This window comes from Streptomyces sp. NBC_00234, from assembly GCF_036195325.1.
Taxonomy (GTDB): Bacteria; Actinomycetota; Actinomycetes; order Streptomycetales; family Streptomycetaceae; genus Streptomyces.
In genome coordinates, this window is the sequence record NZ_CP108101.1 from 5,781,124 (window position 1) to 5,800,088 (window position 18,965).

Consider the following 18,965-nt stretch of genomic DNA (forward strand, 5'->3'; position numbering starts at 1 on the left):
CACTAACGCTCCTGGTTGTAGGTGTTACTTGCGTCCGACCCCGCATCGCGTCCCCGCTGGATGCCGCGTCGCAGGTTGCTCAACCTGCCACGGACGTCCTCGGGGGCACGGGAGACCTGGGGGCCGCCCTGCTGCGTCTGCTCCGCCGTCCCCTCGACCAGATTGGCCTTGGGTACGCGGCGGGGGAGACCGGACGGGGTGATCCCGCCCGCCTTCGGCTCGCGGAGCTTCTCCGCCCGCTCCCAGCGCTCGTCGTTCGTGGAGCGCCAGTCGTCGGGGCCGTCGCCGTTCGCCGGGGCGGACGGCGGCTGCTGCGTGTCCTGCTGCTGTGCCGGGGCCGACGCCTCGTTCCCGCGGCCGGTGGGCTGCCAGTGCTGCACACCACCGCGGCGCGGAAGACCGGCCTCGGTCATCTCGTGCGCGGCGTTCGGGACGGGGCCCGAACGGTCGAAGCCTACGCGCTCCTCGGTCGCTGCGGGAGCACTCGGTGCCGACTCCGCTTCAGCCTGCGGCGCGGACTCGTAGGCCCCCTGGTAGCCGCCCTGATTGGCCCAGTCGCCCTGGTGGGACTGGGCAGGAGCGGAGTCGAACTGTTCCGCGTACTGGCCCTGCTGGGCTTCCGGAGCGGCGTATGCCGCTTCCGGATAGCCGCCCTGCTGGGACTGCTGGGGGTAGCCGGCCTCGGTGCCGTACGGCTCGTAGGGAGCCTCGTACGGAGCCTGCTCGTACCCCTGCTGCGCGGGCTGCGGCTCCTGGGCGTACTGCTCCTGCCCGTACGGAGCCTGCTCGTACTGCTGCGCCTCGTCCCGGAACAGCGGACGCTCGCCGCCCGCCTGGGCCTCCAGCGCGGCCCGTCGCTCCTCACGCAGGAGGGAACGGCCGACCGGGTCCAGCTGCGGCGCGTCCGCGTCCGGTATGTCGTACCGCGAGTCGTCGAAGCCGAGCTCCGCCGCCGTACGCATCGTGGTCTGCTGCGGCATCGGGTCGAACGCCTGCTGCTGCTGCGGAATGATCGAGGAGACGGTGAAGTCGTCCTGCGCGGAGGACGCCTCGCCGCCGCCACCGTGGGTGATCGCGTCGGGGAGCATGACCAGCGAGGTGGTGCCGGCCTGCTCGCCCGAGGGGCGCAGCTGGACGCGGATGCCGTGCCGGTCGGCGAGACGGCCGACCACGAAGAGGCCCATGCGCTGCGACACCGCGGCGTCGACGGTCGGCGGGTTGGCCAGCTTGTGGTTGATGTCCGCGAAGTCCTCGGCGGTGAGGCCGATGCCCTTGTCGTGGATCTCGACCATCACGCGGCCGTCGGGCAGCCGGGTCGCGGTGACCCGGACCTTGGTCTGCGGGGAGGAGAACGTGGTGGCGTTCTCCAGCAGCTCGGCCAGCAGGTGGACGAGGTCGGTCACGGCCTGACCGTGGATCTCGCTCTCCGGCACGCCGGTGAGCTCGATGCGCTCGTACGACTCCACCTCGGAGGAGGCGGCGCGCAGGACGTCCACCAGCGGCACGGGCTGGTTCCAGCGGCGGCCGGGCTCCTCGCCCGCGAGGACGAGGAGGTTCTCGCCGTTGCGGCGCATACGGGTGGCCAGGTGGTCCAGGCGGAAGAGGCTCTCCAGCTGGTCCGGGTCGGCCTCGTTGTTCTCCAGGTCGGTGATGAGGGTCAGCTGACCCTCGATGAGCGACTGGTTGCGGCGCGACAGGTTGGTGAAGATCGCGTTGACGTTGCCCCGGAGCATGGCCTGCTCGGCGGCGAGCCGGACGGCCTCGCGGTGCACCTGGTCGAAGGCGCGGGCGACCTCGCCGATCTCGTCCTGGGTGTTGATCGGGATGGGCTGGACCCGGGTGTCGACCCGGCCCGGGTCGGTCCGCGACAGCTGGTCGACCAGCATCGGCAGCCGCTGCTCGGCGATGCCGAAGGCGGCGGTACGCAGCTGGCGCATCGAGCGGCTCATCTGGCGGGCCATGAGGCCGGCCAGGATGAAGGCCGCGAGCAGCGCGATGATCACGACGGCCGCGGTGACGATGGCATCGGTCTTGGCGTCGGACGAGATGGCCGCGGCCTCGGTCACGGCCTTGTCGACGAGTTCGTCCTCGACCGTGGTGTAGCCGTCGAACTTGGCGGTGGACGCCGCCATCCAGGTCTGGGGGGTGATCCCCTTCGCCTTCAGCTCGGCGGGCGAGTCGCCCTGGCCGATCTGCTGGGCCATGCCGTCGAAGACCGAACCCTTGATGCTCGGCGGAGCCACGAACGGCCTGCCCGCCGCCTGGGCCTGCTCAGCGGCTGCCTTGAGCTGCTGCGCACCCTCGGCGGCCTTGCCGGCCATGACTTCCTTGAGCCGGGCGGTGTCGGCTTCCGTACCCGCGGAGACGAACTCGCCGAGGGCGATCTGCTCCAGGTAGTTGTACGAGCCGAAGGCCTTGACCTGCGCCTCGAACTTGGCGCGCTCCTGGCTCGGGCGGACCAGCAGGTGCATACCGATCGAGCGCTGAAGCGATTCTGCAGCCTTGGCGAGCTCGATCGCGTAGACCGTGCGGCCGTAGGTGGTGATGTTGCCGGTGCCGAGGCCGAGCTCGTTGGAGAACTCCATCAGCGAGTGCTGGACCTTGGTGTAGCCCTCCTCGGTCTTCACCGGGTCCATCGCCTCGGCGTAGGCCGCCTTGCGCAGCTCGGGGAGGAGGGGCTCCTCACCCTTGAAGAGCTTGAGGCGGCGGTCGAGCCCGGGTTTGTCCGGCATGCTCTTCACGGCCTCGTCGAACTTCGTCGCGGCCTCGTCCGTGGTGGCCCGGGCCTGCTCGACGACGTCGGCGGTGCGCTTGTTCGACAGGAGCGGCTGAGCGGTGAGGTCGCGCTCGTTGAGCAGCGCCTGCCCGTACTCGGCGGCAGCGCGCACGACCAGCGCGGTCTTCTCGGCGTCCTGGGCCTCGTTCCAGGTGTCGATCGACCCCTTCACCTGGAAGCCGCCCATGATCAGGCCGACCAGCACAGGGATCAGGAGGATCGCGTTCAGCCGGGTGGGCACCCGCCAGTTGCGCGGGGACAGCCGGTTGGTGGAGCCACCGGCCGGTTCCGGCGCGGACATGTCCGCGGACGACGCCCCAGCGCGCGGCGGCGGGGTGAAGTTGCCCCGTTCCGGCTGCGCCGCGGAGCCCTCGTTGCTTCGCCTCACTCGACCAACAACCTCTCGGCGTCGGCACCAACGTTGTGCCGAAAGTATTCGTTCAGGGCCGTACTACTCGGTAGTTCGTCGAATTCCAGCACGGGTAGTGGTCGCGTTCCAAACAGTCGGAATGAGAGATTCCGAGTGGTCTACACCGCAGATAAAACGGGCATAAAGAGCGAGCCCCGCCAAAAGGCGGGGCTCAGGTGAGCAGAGTGGTACCGGTCGAACGCATCGGGTATCGACGCGGAGTCAATTCTCTGTCGAAACGTTATGAACACGGGGGCGGATCGTGTCAAAGGACACAGTCCGCCCCCGTGGGACTACAACAACTTCCGTATGCCAATACCGACTTGTGCCTACTTGAGCCGTGCCATCAAGGCGTGCTCCACCAGCGTGATCAGACCACTCTTGGCGTCCGCGCGGTGGCGGGCGTCCGTCGTGATGATCGGGGCGTCGGGGCCGATCTGGAGGGCCTCGCGCACTTCCTCGGGTGTGTAGGGCTGGTGTCCGTCGAAGCCGTTGAGGGCGATGACGAAGGGGAGGCCGCTGTTTTCGAAGTAGTCGACTGCGGGGAAGCAGTCGGCGAGGCGGCGGGTGTCGACGAGGACGACGGCGCCGATGGCGCCGCGTACGAGGTCGTCCCACATGAACCAGAAGCGGTCCTGTCCGGGGGTGCCGAAGAGGTACAGGATCAGGTCCTGGTCCAGGGTGATGCGGCCGAAGTCCATGGCCACCGTGGTGGTGGTCTTGTCCCCGGTGTGTGTGAGGTCGTCGATGCCCGCGGACGCGGACGTCATCACGGCTTCGGTGCGCAGCGGATTGATCTCCGAAACGGCACCGACGAACGTGGTCTTACCCACGCCGAAGCCGCCCGCCACCACGATCTTCGCCGAGGTGGTGGCACGGCCCGTCCCGCCGTTAGAGCTTGCGAAGTCCACTGAGCACCCTTTCGAGCAGTGTCACATCCGGCGCGCCGCCGGCCTCTCCGTTGCCCGGCTGGTGGATGGCCACCATGCCGGCTTCCGCCAGGTCCGCCACAAGGATGCGGGCCACGCCGAGGGGCATGGACAGCAGTGCCGAGACCTCTGCCACCGACTTGACCTCACGGCACAGGTGGCAGATCCGCTGGTGCTCGGGGAGCAGGGTCCCCAGGTGTGCCGGGTCGGCCGTGGTGCTGACCAGGGCCTCTATCGCGAGCTGGTAGCGCGGCCGGGTCCGGCCGCCGGTCATGGCATACGGACGGACCAGCGGCTGGTCGCCTTCACCGTCGTACGACGCGTGGTGCAGTGCGCCGTACGGATCAGGTGAGGCGGGTGGCGGGGTCATGAATCCTCCGGGCGTGACAGCGGTGTGTCGGCTTGCCGTCTGAAGGGGCCGGTGGGGGGTCTGAGGCGGCCGGACGGGTGAGGGTTGTGGGTAGTACCTGGGGGGATTGTGCCTGGTGTCCGCTGCATGGCCGCCTAGTGGAGCAGACTGCCCTGGAGCTCGGCGCGGAGGTCGGGCGTGAGGACGGTGCCCGCACGGTCGACGAGGAGGGCCATCTCGTAACCGACCAGACCGATGTCGGCGTCCGGGTGGGCGAGAACGGCCAGCGAGGATCCGTCGGAGACGGACATCAGGAAAAGGAAGCCTCGTTCCATCTCCACGACCGTCTGGCTCACGGCGCCGCCCTCGAAGATCCGGGAGGCACCCGCGGTCAGCGACGTCAGACCGGAGGCGACGGCCGCCAGCTGGTCGGCGCGGTCGCGCGGGAAGCCTTCGGACATCGCCAGCAGCAGGCCGTCCGCGGAGACCACGACGGTGTGGGACACACCGGGGGTGTTGTCCACGAAGTTGGTGATCAGCCAGTTCAGATTCTGTGCGGCCTGACTCATGGGGCTCAACTAACGCTCCTGCTGGTGAGTGGGGCCGAGATGGAAACCGCCGGTCGACTGGCCGTTGTTGGCCTGCCGACCCTGCTGGATGCCCCGGCGGAGATTGGTCAGACGTCCGCGTACGTCATCGGGCGCACGCGAAACCTGAGGTCCGGACTGGTGATTCTGCTGCTGGGCGGTGCCCGGTACCAAATTGGCGCGGGGAACCCGGCGGGGAAGCCCGGAGGTGGTGATGCCGCCCGCGGCGGGCTTCTTGACCCGCTCCGCCTGCCGCACGAGTTCGTCGTTGGGCGAGGGGCGCCAGGTGCTGGTGGCGCCGGTGTCGGTGCCACCACGCCTCGGCATGGGCGGGGCGGGGGAGGCGGCCGGAGCCACCGGAGCCTGCGGCTCGGGAGCCGGCGGCTGCTGGCCACCCTGCTGCGGGCCGTGGAACCAGTTCGTCTCCAGGGTGTCGTACAGCGGGGTACGACCGTCCCCGGGGCCGGCCGGCGGAAGCGCCTCGGGCTGAGCCTGCTGCGGCAGCGCGGGACGGCGCGGCATCTCACCCGCGGGTGAGGCACCCGGAAGCGGAGCACCGAAGTCGGCGTCGTCCCGGCCGCGCTGGCGCGGCGCCGGCGTTCCCTGGTTCTGCTGGAGCGGGACACCGAAGTCGGGGCGCGCGAACTGAGCGGTGCCGGCCGGGTCCTGGGACGCCTGCGGCGCCGAGAAGTCCGGGCGGGCGAACTCGGCGGTGGCGCCGGGGCCCTGGTGCTGGTCCGACGGGCTGTACGGCTGGTTCGGGACCGGTCCGGCCGGCCGGGCGAACTGGCCGGTGGTGTCGGGCTCCTCGTGACCGCGCGGGGCGTCCAGCGGAGAACGGCGCTGCGCACCCTGCTCCTCGACACCCCAGCTCGTGCTCTGCGGGCGCTGCGGCTGGGGGTTGCCCCCGGGCAGCTCGGCACGCGGACCGCCGGGCGCCGGCAGCTGGCGGCCGGGGCCACCGGGCTGCTGGAAGCCGCCCTGGTCGTTCTGGGCGTGCCTGCCCTGCTGCTGCGGCTGCCGGACGGGCGGGCCGCTCTGCTGGCCCTGCTGACCGAACTGGCCGCCCTGCTGCTGGCCCGGCCGGCTCTGTCCCGAGTGACCGAAGAGATTGGGCTGACCCGAGTCCGTACGGCCGGGAGCATCGCCCTGGGCACCGCGGGCACCCATCCGGGCACCGCCGCCGAAGGCTCCGGTGAGACCGCCACCGGACGGCGCCGGGCCGCCCGGCCGGCCCGCGTTCTGCGGACCGTTGTTCTGCAGGCCGTTGCTCTGGGAGCCGGCTGCGGGCTGGGGCTGACGCGGGCCGCCGTCGCGCGAGGGCAGTGCGGCACGCGGACCGGAGCCCGCACCGACCTGCCCGCGCTGCGCGCCGGCTCCGAGCGCGGCCGAGGAACCCGCGGGGGAACCTCCGAGGCCGGGACGCGGGGCGCCGCCCGGGGCACCACCGGCGAGAAGCCCGCCGGGAGCGCCGGACTGCTGGCCGGGGCCCTGCTTGGACGGGGGCTGCTTGCCACCGTGGGCGACGTCGACGGGAAGCATGACCAGCGCGGTCGTACCACCGGAGTCGGAGGGGCGCAGCTGGATGCGGATGCCGTGTCGCAGGGACAGCCGGCCGACCACGAACAGACCCATGCGCCGGGAGACGGAGACGTCCACGGTCGGCGGGGATGCGAGCCGCTCGTTGATCGCCGCGAGGTCCTCGGGCGAGAGGCCGATACCCGTGTCGTGGATCTCGACGAGCACCCGGCCGTCCGGCAGCGCGTGACCGGTGACCTTGACCTTCGTCTGCGGAGAGGAGAACGACGTGGCGTTCTCCAGCAGCTCGGCGAGCAGGTGCACGAGGTCGTTGACCACGCGGCCCGCGACCTCGGTGGCGGGCACGGCGGCCAGTTCGATGCGCTCGTACTGCTCCACCTCGGAGGCGGCGGCACGGAGCACGTCGACCAGCGGCACGGGGCGGGTCCACCGGCGGCCCGGCTCCTCGCCCGCGAGGACGAGGAGGTTTTCGCCGTTACGGCGCATACGGGTCGCGAGGTGGTCGAGCTTGAAGAGCGAGGACAGCTGGTCCGGGTCGGCCTCGCGCGACTCCAGCTCGGAGATGAGCGAGAGCTGGCGCTGGATGAGGCCCTGCGAACGCCGCGACAGGTTGGTGAACATCGCGTTGACGTTGCCTCGCAGCAGCGCCTGTTCGGCGGCGAGGCGGACTGCCTCGCGGTGCACGTCGTCGAAGGCCGCGGCCACCTGGCCGATCTCGTCCCGGGAGTGCACACCGACGGACTCGACGGAGGTGTCGACGTCCTGCGGGTCCGTCTCGGAGAGCTGCTTGACGAGCTCGGGCAGCCGGTCCTGGGCGACCCGGGTCGCGGTGTCCTGGAGCCGCCGCAGCGACCGGATCATGGACCGGGCGACGACGAAGGCGCCGACGAGCGAGACACCGAGGACGAGGAGGATGACCGCACCGTTGAGGATGGCCTCGCGCTGCGACTCGTCGCGCAGCTCGCGGGCCTTGCCCTCCATGTCGCTGAGGAGGGTCTCCTCGATGGTCTTCATCGCCTGGATCTTGGTCGAGCTCTGGTCGTACCAGTCCATGTACGAGCGGGTCTTCTTGCCCTCCATGCCCGTCGGACTCTCGAGAACCTGCTTCGCGTACATGTCCGCGGCGTTGATCTCGGGGTGACCGCTGGTCAGCGAGGCCGTGAGCTCGTCGGCGCTGTTGCCGGTGTTCTCGTAGGTCGACTTGAACGAGGCGAGCGTCTGCGCCTCCTTGCGGAGGGCGTTGCGGCCGAACTGCTGGTCGTTCTTGTCGAGGTTCGTCTCGGTGCTGTTGCCGCCGGGCAGCGCCGCCGCGATGATCGCTCGCTGGACCGAGGCGTACTCCTTGGAGGAGGAGAAGGCCGCCAGGGCCCGGGTCCGCTTGATCATCTCCGGGTTGTTGGTCGCCTGCGCCATGTCCTGCGAGAGGCTCAGCAGCGAGGTGATCAGCTGGCTGTAGCGGTCGATCGTGTTGAGACTCGGAGTGCCCTTGGCGTACGCGTCCTCGCGGATGCCCCGGATCTGGCCGAGCTGCGTCGAGATCTGGGCGACGCTCGCGTGGATGCCCTCGAGGGCCTCGTCGTTGTCGGTGTTGCCGATCGCGTTGGTCGCCTCGAAGAAGGCGTCCTTGGCCCGGTCGCTCTTCTTCCGGGGCTCGGTGACCTTGAAGTCCGTCGGCTTCACACCGTTGGACAGCGGGCCCGCGGACCGGTCGCGCTCCTCCTGGAGCGCCACAGCGAGCGCGGTCGCCTGCTTGGTCATCTTGGTCAGCAGCTGCATGTGCTCCAGCTGCTGCATGTCGTTCATGGACTCGTTGATACGGAGTCCACCCAGGGTCGTCGCCGCCACCACGGGAAGGGCGAGGAGCGAGACCAGACGCGTGCTGATGCGCCAGTTCCGAAGGGCTATTCGGGAGCCGGTGTTGATCGGTCCACGCGACTGGAACGCCGTGACCGGCTCCGCGCCGCCGCTCGTAGGCGTGCCTGAGCGCTTTGCGCGGTCACCACTGTCGCCGACCGCGGCCTGCCCGGGGTTCTGGGCGTGCTGGGGCGAGGAACCGCGGTCGTTCCCGCCGCGCGGCTCCTGATCCGCCGGAGCTTCCCCTCGGCCCTGGCGGGCCTGGGGAGACCCCATGCCATCCCTCTTGAAACGTCCCTGCACTAGCGTCGCAACCTCTGGACCAGGCGTCCCCTTCCGCGTGCGCGGGCCGGGACGGTGTCGGCGTCGTGGGGCGCTGGACGCGCCCCATGGTGGTCGTGAGTGACCGGCGTTCTTCCCCCTCCCGCCGCCACTCGGCGCTGCGTTGCGCCCTGCGCGCCGGCCTGAAACCCGCGGCGGTGCGTGGAATTCCAGCACAGTGCCGGATCTCCAACAAGGGCCATGTACCGGCCTGTGACCTGGGTGACACGTTGTGATGAATGTGTAACAAGGTGTGGAGAGTGTTCATGGTCAAACCGGACCATTAGTGATGAGTCGCTTAGGGGCAGGGGGTGTCCCAGTCGCCATGATCAGGAGCGGAATGGAGCATTCAGCTATGCAATGTCCGTTTCATGTCACGTGATCGGCTGCCCGCGATGCGGCTTTTGTCGGCAACTTCGTGAGCAAACTCACATGATGATCGCCGTCTCTTCCGGGCGTCCCGCGGGAATTGGATGTTTAGCCTGACGCTTTACAGGGATGGCGAATCCGACAACCGGTGCCCCTTCGGGCGGCGCCCAGACCGACAGGGCCCAGACGGCAGATGAAGACCACGATGATGTTCCGCAACATTGCCAACCCTCAGCGCACCACGCTGGCGCACCTCGAGGACGCTCAGGCGCTGCAGACGCCGGAGCGGCCGGAGCACTCGGTCGACCTGCCGACCCAGACGGCCAACCCCCGCCGCACCATCCTGATGGAAGCCCCCGTCGCGGCCGGCGCCTGAGGACGACGCCTCCCCGGCGCCGCCGTCCCCCTCACCTCGCCGGGCGAGGCGATAGCCTGGAGCGTCAGTCTTCCAGCCAGCAAGTGAGGGGCGACAGCTTCCCGTGCGCATCGCCAGGTTCTCCATCGACGGCAATGTCGCCTTCGGCGCCGTGGAGGGTGAGGGAACCGTTGAATCCGGTGACCTCGTCCTCGACATCATCAGGGGCATTCCGTACACCGACTTCGAGCTCTCCGGCACCAAGGTCCCGCTGAGCAAGGTCCGGCTCCTGCCCCCCGTGCTCCCCAACAAGGTCGTGGCCATCGGCCGCAACTACGCGGAACACGCCGCCGAGCTGGGCAACGAGGTCCCGGAGGTCCCGGTCGCCTTCTTCAAGCCCACCACTTCGGTGATCGGCTCGGGAGACGCCATCGAGTACCCCTCCTTCTCGAACGAGCTGCACCACGAGGCCGAGCTGGCCGTGGTCATCGGCCGCATGTGCCGCGAAGTCCCGCGTGAGCGCGTCAAGGACGTCATCTTCGGCTACACCTGCGCCAACGACGTGACCGCCCGCGACGCCCAGCAGCGCGAGAAGCAGTGGGCCCGGGCCAAGGGGTTCGACACCTCCTGCCCGCTCGGCCCCTGGGTGGAGACCGACCTCGACCCCACCGACCTCACCATTCAGGCGACGGTCAACGGCGAGCAGCGCCAGCTCGGCCGGACGAGCGACATGATCCGCTCCATCGAGGACCTGGTCGTCCACATCACGGAAGCCATGACGCTGCTCCCGGGCGACGTGATCCTCACCGGAACCCCCGCAGGGGTCGGCCCCCTGCACGTCGGCGACGAGGTCGCCGTCACCATCGAAGGCATCGGCACTCTCACCAACAAGGTGATCAAGCGTGGTTAACGGACCTGTCCGCGTACGTTTCTGTCCCTCCCCGACCGGCAACCCGCATGTGGGCCTGGTCCGTACCGCCCTGTTCAACTGGGCGTTCGCCCGGCACAACAAGGGCACCCTGGTCTTCCGTATCGAGGACACCGACGCGGCCCGCGACTCCGAGGAGTCGTACGACCAGCTCCTCGAGGCGATGCGCTGGCTCGGCTTCGACTGGGACGAGGGCCCCGAGGTCGGCGGCCCGCACGCCCCGTACCGCCAGTCGCAGCGCATGGACATCTACAAGGACGTCGCCGAGAAGCTCCTCGCCGCCGGTCACGCGTACCACTGCTACTGCACGACCGAGGAGCTCGACGCCCGCAGGGACGCCGCACGCGCCGCCGGCAAGCCGTCGGGTTACGACGGCCACTGCCGTGACCTGAGCGCCGAGCAGACCGCCGCGTACGAGGCCGAGGGCCGCGCGTCGATCGTCCGCTTCCGGATGCCCGACGAGGCGATCACCTTCACCGACCTGGTCCGCGGCGAGATCACCGTCCAGCCGGAGAACGTGCCGGACTACGGGATCGTCCGGGCCAACGGTGCCCCGCTCTACACGCTGGTCAACCCGGTCGACGACGCCCTGATGGAGATCACCCACGTCCTGCGCGGCGAGGACCTGCTCTCCTCCACCCCGCGGCAGATCGCCCTCTACAGGGCGCTCATCGAGCTGGGCATCGCCAAGGAGATCCCGCTCTTCGGCCACCTCCCCTACGTCATGGGCGAGGGCAACAAGAAGCTCTCCAAGCGCGACCCGCAGGCCTCGCTCAACCTCTACCGCGAGCGCGGCTTCCTCCCCGAGGGTCTGCTGAACTACCTCTCGCTCCTCGGCTGGTCGATCGCCGAGGACCGCGACATCTTCGACATCGACGAGATGGTCGCCGCGTTCGACATCAAGGACGTCAACGCCAACCCGGCCCGCTTCGACCTGAAGAAGTGCGAGCACATCAACGCCGAGCACATTCGCAGGCTCGACGTGGACGCGTTCACCGAGGCGTGCGGTCCCTGGCTGAAGGCCCCGTTCGCGCCCTGGAGCCCCGAGGCCTTCGACGCGGAGCAGTTCGCGACGATCGCTCCGTACGCCCAGACCCGCGTCACCGTCCTCTCGGAGATCACGGCCAACGTCGACTTCCTCTTCCTCGACGAGCCGGCCGAGGACGAGGCGTCCTGGGCCAAGGCGATGAAGGAGGGTTCGAGCGACCTGCTCGTCACCGCCCGCGCCAAGCTGATCGCCGCCGACTGGAACGCCGAGGCCCTCAAGGCAGCCGTTCTCGCGGCGGGCGAGGAGCACGGCCTGAAGCTCGGCAAGGCCCAGGCGCCGGTCCGCGTCGCGGTCACCGGCCGCACGGTCGGGCTGCCGCTCTTCGAGTCCCTGGAGATCCTGGGACGCGAGAAGACCATCGCCCGCGTGGACGCGGCGCTGGCGAAGCTCGCCGCGTAGTACCGACGCAACGGGCAGGGGCCCGGACGAGCCGCACGGAGCGGCTTGTCCGGGCCCCTGTGCGTGGCGGGCCGGTTAGAGTCGGCCCATGGCGATCAGAGCCGTCCTGTGGGACGTTGACGACACCCTGTTCGACTACGGGAGCGCGGCTGCCGACGGCCTGAGCAGCCACATCGAGGCGGAGGGGCTGCCCGAGGGCTACCGCTCGGCCCAGGAGGCCCAGGACGTCTGGGAAGAGCTCACCCAGCGGCACTGGGAGCGTTTCGCCGAGGGCCTGACCGACTGGCAGGGCCAGCGCCGCGATCGGGCGAGGGACTTCCTCGGCCGCCCGCTGAGCGACGCCGAGGCCGACGAGTGGTTCGGCCGGCACATCCGCCACTACGAAGCGGCCTGGTCGCTGTTCCCGGACACGGTGCCCGCGCTGGACGCGCTGGCGGCGACGTACCGCCACGCCGTCCTGTCGAACTCCTCGCTGGAGCACCAGCACCGCAAACTGACCGTCCTCGGCGTGCGGGACCGGTTCGAGTCGGTGCTCTGCGCGGCGGAGCTGGGCATCTCCAAACCCGAGGCGGCGGCCTTCCACGCCGCCTGCGAGGCGCTCGCGCTGGCCCCGCACGAGGTGGCGTACGTGGGCAATGAACCCGACATCGACGCAGGTGGGGCGGTGGCCGCCGGGCTGATGGGGATCTGGCTCGACCGGAACGACCGGGGTGGCAGGCCCGATCTTGTGCGGATCACCGGGCTCGGTCAGCTGCCCGGCCTGCTGGCGGGCAATACCCGTTTTGGAGCGCCGGACACCTTCGGGTAGTGTTCTTCCTGCGCCGCCCGAGCGGGACGAAAGATCCGCCGGGAAGCGCAGACAGAAATAAAACCCCCCAGGGGGTTGCGTTTCAGTGGGCTATGGTGTAATTGGCAACACTACGGTTTCTGGTACCGTCATTCTAGGTTCGAGTCCTGGTAGCCCAGCGCAAGACTGAAGTAACAAGCCCCCGTTGTGTAGCGGCCTAGCACGCTGCCCTCTCACGGCAGTAGCGCCGGTTCGAATCCGGTCGGGGGTACAGATCCTTCCCGCGAGAACATTTGGGTCGCACCCACGTTCTTGATGCAGGATCGCTAGGGCCCCCGTTGTGTAGCGGCCTAGCACGCTGCCCTCTCACGGCAGTAGCGCCGGTTCGAATCCGGTCGGGGGTACTTGTAACACCATGGGCTATGGTGTAATTGGCAACACTACGGTTTCTGGTACCGTCATTCTAGGTTCGAGTCCTGGTAGCCCAGCGCAAGTCCGAAGTAACAAGCCCCCGTTGTGTAGCGGCCTAGCACGCTGCCCTCTCACGGCAGTAGCGCCGGTTCGAATCCGGTCGGGGGTACAACAGCTGGAAACGGAAAGGCCCTTCACCTCGGTGGAGGGCCTTTCCGCATGGGCCGCGGGCCTCAGAGTCCGTACCGCCGGGCCGATTCCTCGCTCTGCGCCAGACGTCGCAGCGACATCAGCAGCGGCTCGTTGAGTACGGCGGAGGCGACCGCGGTCTCCACCTGCTCCGCCTCGGACGCGTAGGTCTCCATCACGTCCAGGTCGTGGGCGGCGACGTGCTCCATGAACCGCCCCTGCCGGGTCAGGTACGCGATGTCGCACGGGTAGCCGAGGCGGATGAGGGTGGCCACGCTGGCGACCAGGGAGCGGTACACGGGGGAGAGTTCGCCCAGTTCCCGCGCCGTCGTCCAGCCCAGTTCGCCCAGCAGCCGGTCGACCTCGGCGCGTGCGGTCGCCGTCTCGGGGGCCTCCTCGTCCGGCGCGGGTCCGTGCGGCAGTGCCCACAGGGCGGCGCCCAGCCGGATCGTCCGGCCCAGGGACTCGTCGTCGACATGTCCCAGTACCTCGCGGGCGGTTGCCACCGGGAGCCCGCCGACCTGGAGCAGGGCCCGCACCAGGCGCAGCCGGCGCAGATGGCTCTCGTCGTACTCGGCCTGGGTCGCGCTGACGCGCGCACCGGGCTGCAGGAGCCGCTCCCGCAGGTAGTACTTGATCGTGGCGGTCGAGACGCCGCTCTGTTCGCTGAGTTCCGACAGTCGCACGTCTGCGCCTTCCCTTGCGCCGCCCCTTGGGTGGTGCCACTATCCAACCATTGGATAGTGCAACTCTCCAAGATCTAGGGGGCGCAGCATGTTCGCGAAGCCGATTCCCGGCCGCACGACCGCAGGGGCGGAGGGCGATGTCGTCGTTCTGCTGATCGGGATGCGGATCAACCACTTCCGGGGCGTGCACCACTGGCTGCCGGTCCTCGCCGCGATGCCGCGCATGCTGCGGGAGTTGAGCAAGGACAAGAGCCGGGGTCTGCTGGGCTACACGCTGCTCTCCGGCTCGCCGCGGACGTACTACGTCGTCCAGTACTGGGAGTCGAAGGAGAAGTTGTACGCGTACGCCGCCGCTCCCGACATGTTCCACCGCAAGGCGTGGGCGATGGTGAACCGCAAGGAGAAGAAGTCCCGGCAGCATGTGGGGCTGTGGCACGAGACCTACATCGTGCCCGAGGGGTCGTACGAGTCGATCTACGCCGATATGCCGGCGTACGGACTGGCTGCGGCGACCGGCGTGCTGCCGATCGAGGGGCGAGGCCGCCGTGCGGCGGACCGTCTCGCGCACCGCTCGTCCGGTGACTGACCCGGGGGACGTGGCCCGGAGGGGGTGAAGGGGGCCGCCACGGCGCTGGGGCGGCCTTCGGGGGAGAGGGTCGAGCGGGGCTCGTGTCAGCCGGTACGGCGCAGGGCCTCGCTCAGCCGTGCGGCCGAGTCGATGACCGCCTGGGCGTGCATCCGGCCCGGGTGACGCGTCAGTCGCTCGATCGGCCCGGAGACCGACACGGCGGCGACCACGCGGTTCGAGGGCCCCCGCACCGGCGCCGAGACCGAGGCGACGCCCGGTTCCCGCTCGCCGATCGACTGGGCCCAGCCCCTGCGGCGTACGCCGGAGAGCGCCGTCGCGGTGAACCGGGCGCCCTGGAGGCCCCGGTGCAGGCGCTCCGGCTCCTCCCAGGCCATCAGGATCTGCGCGGACGAGCCGGCCTTCATCGTGAGCGTGGAGCCGACCGGCACGGTGTCCCGGAGTCCGGACAGCCGTTCCGCCGCCGCCACGCAGATCCGCATGTCGCCCTGCCGGCGGTAGAGCTGCGCGCTCTCGCCGGTGATGTCGCGCAGATGCGTGAGCACCGGTCCGGCCGTCGCCAGGAGACGGTCCTCGCCGGCAGCCGCCGCGAGTTCCGACAGCCGGGGGCCGAGAATGAAACGGCCCTGCATGTCCCTCGCCACCATGCGGTGGTGTTCCAGTGCCACGGCCAGTCGATGAGCCGTGGGTCGTGCGAGCCCGGTCGCCGCGACCAGCCCGGCGAGGGTGGCCGGACCGGACTCCAGGGCGCTCAATACCAGAGCTGCCTTGTCGAGAACGCCGACGCCGCTAGAGTTGTCCATACGACGATACTCGCGTCTCACTCTGTGAAACGCAAGTTCAATTTCCGGCGGAAGTTGCGAACCTGTACGGGCGGCCACACAACGGCCCGTAGCCGTCGCCCCGCATGGGGGTCCGGACGATGGCGCACCGAATCTCTAGTTGGGCCGGCGAAGACGCCGGCCGGAGGGAAAGCGATGGGTAGGACACTCGCGGAGAAGGTCTGGGACGACCACGTCGTCCGGCGCGCGGAGGGCGAGCCCGACCTTCTCTTCATCGATCTGCACCTGCTGCACGAGGTGACCAGCCCGCAGGCGTTCGACGGCCTCCGGCAGGCCGGCCGCCCGGTGCGGCGTCTCGACCTCACCATCGCCACCGAGGACCACAACACCCCGACCCTCGACATCGACAAGCCGATCGCCGACCCGGTCTCCCGCGCGCAGCTGGAGACCCTGCGCAAGAACTGCGCGGAGTTCGGCGTCCGGCTGCACCCGCTGGGCGACGTCGAGCAGGGCGTCGTGCACGTGGTCGGCCCCCAGCTCGGTCTGACGCAGCCCGGCACGACCGTGGTCTGCGGCGACTCCCACACCTCCACGCACGGCGCGTTCGGCGCGCTGGCGTTCGGCATCGGCACCAGCCAGGTCGAGCACGTCCTGGCCACCCAGACGCTGCCGCTGGCCCGCCCGAAGACCATGGCGATCACCGTCGAGGGCGAGCTGCCCGACAGTGTCACGGCCAAGGACCTGATCCTGGCGATCATCGCCCGGATCGGCACCGGCGGCGGCCAGGGCTACATCCTCGAATACCGCGGCTCCGCCATCGAGAAGCTCTCGATGGAGGCCCGGATGACCATCTGCAACATGTCGATCGAGGCCGGTGCCCGCGCGGGCATGATCGCCCCGGACCGTACGACGTTCGACTACCTCCAGGGCCGTGACCACGCCCCCGTGGGCGAGGACTGGGACGCGGCCGTCGCGTACTGGAAGACCCTGCGCACCGACGACGACGCCGTCTTCGACGCCGAGGTCGTCATCGAGGCCGCCGAACTGGCCCCGTTCGTCACCTGGGGCACCAACCCCGGCCAGGGCGCGCCCCTGTCGGCCAACGTCCCCGACCCTGCTTCGTACGAGGACGCCTCGGAGCGCCACGCCGCCGAAAAGGCCCTGGAATACATGGGGTTGACCGCCGGGCAGCCGCTGCGCGACATCAACGTCGACACCGTCTTCGTAGGTTCCTGCACCAACGGCCGTATCGAGGACCTGCGCAACGCCGCGGCGATCCTGGACGGCCGCAAAGTCGCCGACGGCGTACGGATGCTGGTCGTCCCGGGCTCGGTGCGCGTCGCCCTGCAGGCCGTCGAGGAGGGCCTGGACAAGGTCTTCACCACCGCCGGCGCCGAATGGCGGCACGCGGGCTGCTCGATGTGTCTCGGCATGAACCCCGACCAGCTGGCCCCGGGCGAGCGCTCGGCGTCCACCTCGAACCGCAACTTCGAGGGCCGGCAGGGCAAGGGCGGCCGTACGCACCTGGTCTCCCCGCAGGTCGCCGCAGCCACCGCGGTGCTGGGCCATCTGGCCTCGCCCGCCGACCTGTCCGATGTCCTCACGCCCGCCGGAGTCCGATAGCCATGGAAGCATTCACCGCACACACCGGCCGGGCCGTCCCGTTGCGCCGCAGCAACGTCGACACCGACCAGATCATCCCCGCCCACTGGCTGAAGAAGGTCACCAGGGACGGCTTCGAGGACGGACTCTTCGAGGCATGGCGCAAGGACGAGAACTTCGTCCTCAACCGCCCCGAGCGGGCAGGCGCCTCCGTCCTGGTGGCGGGTCCCGACTTCGGCACCGGTTCCTCGCGCGAACACGCCGTCTGGGCGCTCCAGAACTTCGGCTTCAAGACGGTCATCTCCTCCCGGTTCGCCGACATCTTCCGCGGCAACTCGCTGAAGAACGGTCTGTTGACCGTCGTGCTCGACCAGCAGGTCGTGGACAGCCTGTGGGAGCTGACGGAGGCCGACCCAACGGCCGAAATCACCGTGGACTTGGAGAAGCGACAGGTCCTCGCGGAGGGAATCACGGCCGACTTCGAGCTCGACGAGAACGCCCGCTGGCGTCTCCTGAACGGCCTCGACGACATCAGCCTCACCCTTCAGAACGAAGCGGACATTGCGACTTATGAGGCGGCAAGGCCGACCCACAAGCCGCGTACAATTGACGTCTGAGCAGCGCTTTTCCATGACTGCGCCCCCTGCCTTCGGGCAGGGGGCGCAGTCGCTTGTTGAGCCCCCCTCGGGCGACAACTCGCCCCAGATGGCACAATCGGTGCATGGAACGCGACAGCCAACTCGAGCTCTATGGCCAAGTCGCCGACCGATTGAAGGAAGCGCACGCAACGGTGCGTGAACTGCAAGTCCCGGAGGGCGTACGGATGGCGCTGACCCGGAAGCTGCTGGTCGTCACGGCTGCGGCGAAGCACGATCTCCCAGATGCAGCAAGGCGTCTGGACCGGTTGATGAAGGACCTCCATGAGGGCCGATTCCCCGAAGGTGACTGACTCTGCGGAACTGCGCAGCGGTCGACTTCGTTGCGGCACTAGGGTGATTAGCCCGTTTCGTGTTTGATTTGCGGTATATATCTGCCTAACGTGCGAAAAAGCTTGAACACTTACGTTCTGGCAATGTCTCCGAAGGGGAAGACGTGAACAAGGCGCAGCTCGTAGAAGCGATTGCCGACAAGGTCGGCGGCCGTCAGCAGGCCGCAGACGCTGTCGATGCGGTACTCGACGCGATCGTCCGCGCAGTTGTCGCAGGGGACCGTGTCTCGGTCACCGGCTTCGGCTCGTTCGAGAAGGTCGACCGCCCCGCCCGCTACGCACGCAACCCGCAGACGGGTGAGCGCGTGCGGGTCAAGAAGACGTCCGTGCCCCGTTTCCGTGCGGGACAGGGCTTCAAGGACCTGGTGAGCGGCTCGAAGAAGCTCCCCAAGCACGATGTGGCCGTGAAGAAGGCGCCCAAGGGCAGCCTCTCGGGTGGCGCTTCCACCCGTACGACCACCAAGGCCGCGGCCAAGAAGGCCACCGCCAAGAAGGCCGTGGCGAAGAAGGCCACCGCCAAGAAGACCGTGGCCGCGGCGAAGAAGACCACCGCGACCGCCAAGAAGGCCACCGCGACGGCGAAGAAGGCCACGGCGACCGCCAAGAAGACCACCGCCAAGCAGGCCGCCCCCGCGAAGAAGGCGACCACGGCGAAGAAGGCCGTTGCCAGCAAGACCGCGCCCGCCAAGAAGACCACGGCGAAGAAGGCGCCCGCGAAGAAGACCACGGCGCGCAAGACCACGGCCAAGAAGGCCACTGCACGCAAGAAGTGAGACCGGGCAGCGCTCGTTCCTCACACGCGCCGGGCCGGGCTCCCCTGGGGGAGCCCGGCCCGCGGGCTTTCCGGCGTCCGGAAGGGGTCAGAGGGTCTGCAGCGTCACCAGGGTGATCCGCGGCGAAGCGCCCTCGCCGCCCATCTCGATCCGTACCCGCTGCCCCGGACGCAGCAGCCGCAGGCCGCCCGCGTCGAAGGCCGGGGCGTCGAAGTCCACCGGAGTGCCGTCGTCGAGGAGCACGCTGCCGGTGCGGGTCTCGGAGTCGTACGTATACGCGGTCGCCTGCATGGAGGGC

The 18,965-nt window shown here is 69.3% G+C and carries 17 protein-coding genes and 5 tRNA genes; 14 read left to right on the forward strand and 8 right to left on the reverse strand.

Going from position 1 to position 18,965, the window contains the following annotated elements; all coding sequences use genetic code 11:
- Positions 1-2: 2 nt before the first annotated feature.
- From OG230_RS25500 to OG230_RS25520, 5 genes are all read right to left on the reverse strand, one after another.
- Positions 3-3,164, reverse strand: coding sequence for a sensor histidine kinase (locus OG230_RS25500; protein ID WP_328906052.1), 3,162 nt, complete (start codon positions 3,162-3,164; stop codon positions 3-5).
- A gap of 350 nt (positions 3,165-3,514) precedes the next feature.
- A complete protein-coding gene (locus OG230_RS25505; RefSeq protein WP_328906053.1) occupies positions 3,515-4,096 on the reverse strand; it encodes a GTP-binding protein in 582 nt (193 codons plus the stop codon).
- Positions 4,077-4,484, reverse strand: coding sequence for a DUF742 domain-containing protein (locus OG230_RS25510; RefSeq protein WP_003966010.1), 408 nt, complete (start codon positions 4,482-4,484; stop codon positions 4,077-4,079). Before OG230_RS25510 ends, OG230_RS25505 begins: the two co-directional genes overlap by 20 nt.
- Positions 4,485-4,618: 134 nt before the next feature.
- On the reverse strand, positions 4,619-5,032 hold the full coding sequence (locus OG230_RS25515) for a roadblock/LC7 domain-containing protein (protein ID WP_024495006.1): 414 nt from the start codon (positions 5,030-5,032) through the stop codon (positions 4,619-4,621).
- 9 nt (positions 5,033-5,041) lie between these two features.
- Positions 5,042-8,719, reverse strand: a complete 3,678-nt coding sequence (locus OG230_RS25520; protein WP_328906054.1) for a nitrate- and nitrite sensing domain-containing protein — start codon at positions 8,717-8,719, stop codon at positions 5,042-5,044.
- 607 nt (positions 8,720-9,326) lie between these two features.
- Between OG230_RS25520 and OG230_RS25525 the strand changes: the two genes are divergently transcribed.
- The 9 genes from OG230_RS25525 to OG230_RS25565 all read left to right on the forward strand — a co-directional run bounded on the left by OG230_RS25525 (position 9,327) and on the right by OG230_RS25565 (position 13,230).
- Positions 9,327-9,509: a hypothetical protein gene (locus OG230_RS25525; protein WP_328906055.1), complete on the forward strand. Its 183-nt coding sequence runs from the start codon at positions 9,327-9,329 to the stop codon at positions 9,507-9,509.
- 103 nt (positions 9,510-9,612) lie between these two features.
- The gene (locus OG230_RS25530) at positions 9,613-10,398 is read left to right on the forward strand and encodes a fumarylacetoacetate hydrolase family protein (protein ID WP_328906056.1); all 786 of its coding nucleotides are present in this window, start codon (positions 9,613-9,615) and stop codon (positions 10,396-10,398) included.
- Positions 10,391-11,863, forward strand: a complete 1,473-nt coding sequence (gene gltX, locus OG230_RS25535; protein WP_328906057.1) for a glutamate--tRNA ligase — start codon at positions 10,391-10,393, stop codon at positions 11,861-11,863. The genes OG230_RS25530 and gltX overlap by 8 nt, the downstream gene beginning before the upstream one ends.
- 88 nt (positions 11,864-11,951) lie before the next feature.
- Entirely contained in the window at positions 11,952-12,671 is a 720-nt protein-coding gene (locus OG230_RS25540; RefSeq protein WP_328906058.1) for an HAD family hydrolase, read from the forward strand.
- 86 nt (positions 12,672-12,757) lie between these two features.
- Positions 12,758-12,829 (forward strand) — tRNA-Gln (locus tag OG230_RS25545).
- Between the two features lie 19 nt (positions 12,830-12,848).
- Positions 12,849-12,921: transfer RNA gene (locus tag OG230_RS25550), tRNA-Glu, on the forward strand.
- Between the two features lie 60 nt (positions 12,922-12,981).
- A tRNA-Glu gene (locus OG230_RS25555) sits at positions 12,982-13,054 on the forward strand.
- A gap of 12 nt (positions 13,055-13,066) precedes the next feature.
- Positions 13,067-13,138 (forward strand) — tRNA-Gln (locus OG230_RS25560).
- Between the two features lie 19 nt (positions 13,139-13,157).
- Positions 13,158-13,230, forward strand: a tRNA-Glu gene (locus tag OG230_RS25565).
- A gap of 64 nt (positions 13,231-13,294) precedes the next feature.
- Here the strand turns inward: OG230_RS25565 and OG230_RS25570 are convergent.
- Positions 13,295-13,936 carry a MerR family transcriptional regulator gene (locus OG230_RS25570; protein WP_328906059.1) on the reverse strand — a complete coding sequence of 214 codons (642 nt, stop codon included), beginning with the start codon at positions 13,934-13,936 and terminating at the stop codon, positions 13,295-13,297.
- An 88-nt stretch (positions 13,937-14,024) separates the two neighbouring features.
- Between OG230_RS25570 and OG230_RS25575 the strand changes: the two genes are divergently transcribed.
- A complete protein-coding gene (locus tag OG230_RS25575; RefSeq protein WP_328906060.1) occupies positions 14,025-14,522 on the forward strand; it encodes a DUF4188 domain-containing protein in 498 nt (165 codons plus the stop codon).
- Between the two features lie 86 nt (positions 14,523-14,608).
- Here OG230_RS25575 and ndgR read toward each other — a convergent pair whose 3' ends face one another.
- Positions 14,609-15,325, reverse strand: coding sequence for an IclR family transcriptional regulator NdgR (gene ndgR / locus OG230_RS25580; protein ID WP_003966003.1), 717 nt, complete (start codon positions 15,323-15,325; stop codon positions 14,609-14,611).
- 174 nt (positions 15,326-15,499) lie between these two features.
- On the opposite strand from ndgR, the gene leuC reads away from it, so the two are divergent.
- The 4 genes from leuC (at position 15,500) to OG230_RS25600 (ending at position 18,667) form a co-directional block, all read left to right on the forward strand.
- Positions 15,500-16,927: a 3-isopropylmalate dehydratase large subunit gene (gene leuC, locus OG230_RS25585; protein ID WP_328906061.1), complete on the forward strand. Its 1,428-nt coding sequence runs from the start codon at positions 15,500-15,502 to the stop codon at positions 16,925-16,927.
- 2 nt (positions 16,928-16,929) lie between these two features.
- Positions 16,930-17,523 (forward strand): 3-isopropylmalate dehydratase small subunit, encoded by a 594-nt coding sequence (gene leuD, locus OG230_RS25590; RefSeq protein ID WP_328906062.1) that lies wholly within the window; start codon positions 16,930-16,932, stop codon positions 17,521-17,523.
- Between the two features lie 104 nt (positions 17,524-17,627).
- Complete coding sequence (locus tag OG230_RS25595) at positions 17,628-17,855, forward strand: hypothetical protein (protein WP_328906063.1); 228 nt, start codon at positions 17,628-17,630, stop codon at positions 17,853-17,855.
- A gap of 143 nt (positions 17,856-17,998) precedes the next feature.
- Positions 17,999-18,667 carry an HU family DNA-binding protein gene (locus OG230_RS25600; RefSeq protein ID WP_328906064.1) on the forward strand — a complete coding sequence of 223 codons (669 nt, stop codon included), beginning with the start codon at positions 17,999-18,001 and terminating at the stop codon, positions 18,665-18,667.
- An 87-nt stretch (positions 18,668-18,754) separates the two neighbouring features.
- Here OG230_RS25600 and OG230_RS25605 read toward each other — a convergent pair whose 3' ends face one another.
- A complete protein-coding gene (locus OG230_RS25605; protein ID WP_328906065.1) occupies positions 18,755-18,958 on the reverse strand; it encodes a hypothetical protein in 204 nt (67 codons plus the stop codon).
- Between the last annotated feature and the right edge of the window lie 7 nt (positions 18,959-18,965).

Bases quoted from the DNA above. Each gene is read 5' to 3' on its own strand.
- OG230_RS25510 (WP_003966010.1), bottom strand. From the start codon at position 4,484: ATGACCCCGCCACCCGCCTCACCTGATCCGTACGGCGCACTGCACCAC.
- OG230_RS25515 (WP_024495006.1), bottom strand. From the start codon at position 5,032: ATGAGTCAGGCCGCACAGAATCTGAACTGGCTGATCACCAACTTCGTG.
- OG230_RS25520 (WP_328906054.1), bottom strand. From the start codon at position 8,719: ATGGGGTCTCCCCAGGCCCGCCAGGGCCGAGGGGAAGCTCCGGCGGAT.
- OG230_RS25525 (WP_328906055.1), top strand. From the start codon at position 9,327: ATGAAGACCACGATGATGTTCCGCAACATTGCCAACCCTCAGCGCACC.
- OG230_RS25540 (WP_328906058.1), top strand. From the start codon at position 11,952: ATGGCGATCAGAGCCGTCCTGTGGGACGTTGACGACACCCTGTTCGAC.
- OG230_RS25575 (WP_328906060.1), top strand. From the start codon at position 14,025: ATGTTCGCGAAGCCGATTCCCGGCCGCACGACCGCAGGGGCGGAGGGC.
- ndgR (WP_003966003.1), bottom strand. From the start codon at position 15,325: ATGGACAACTCTAGCGGCGTCGGCGTTCTCGACAAGGCAGCTCTGGTA.
- leuC (WP_328906061.1), top strand. From the start codon at position 15,500: ATGGGTAGGACACTCGCGGAGAAGGTCTGGGACGACCACGTCGTCCGG.
- leuD (WP_328906062.1), top strand. From the start codon at position 16,930: ATGGAAGCATTCACCGCACACACCGGCCGGGCCGTCCCGTTGCGCCGC.
- OG230_RS25595 (WP_328906063.1), top strand. From the start codon at position 17,628: ATGGAACGCGACAGCCAACTCGAGCTCTATGGCCAAGTCGCCGACCGA.
- OG230_RS25605 (WP_328906065.1), bottom strand. From the start codon at position 18,958: ATGCAGGCGACCGCGTATACGTACGACTCCGAGACCCGCACCGGCAGC.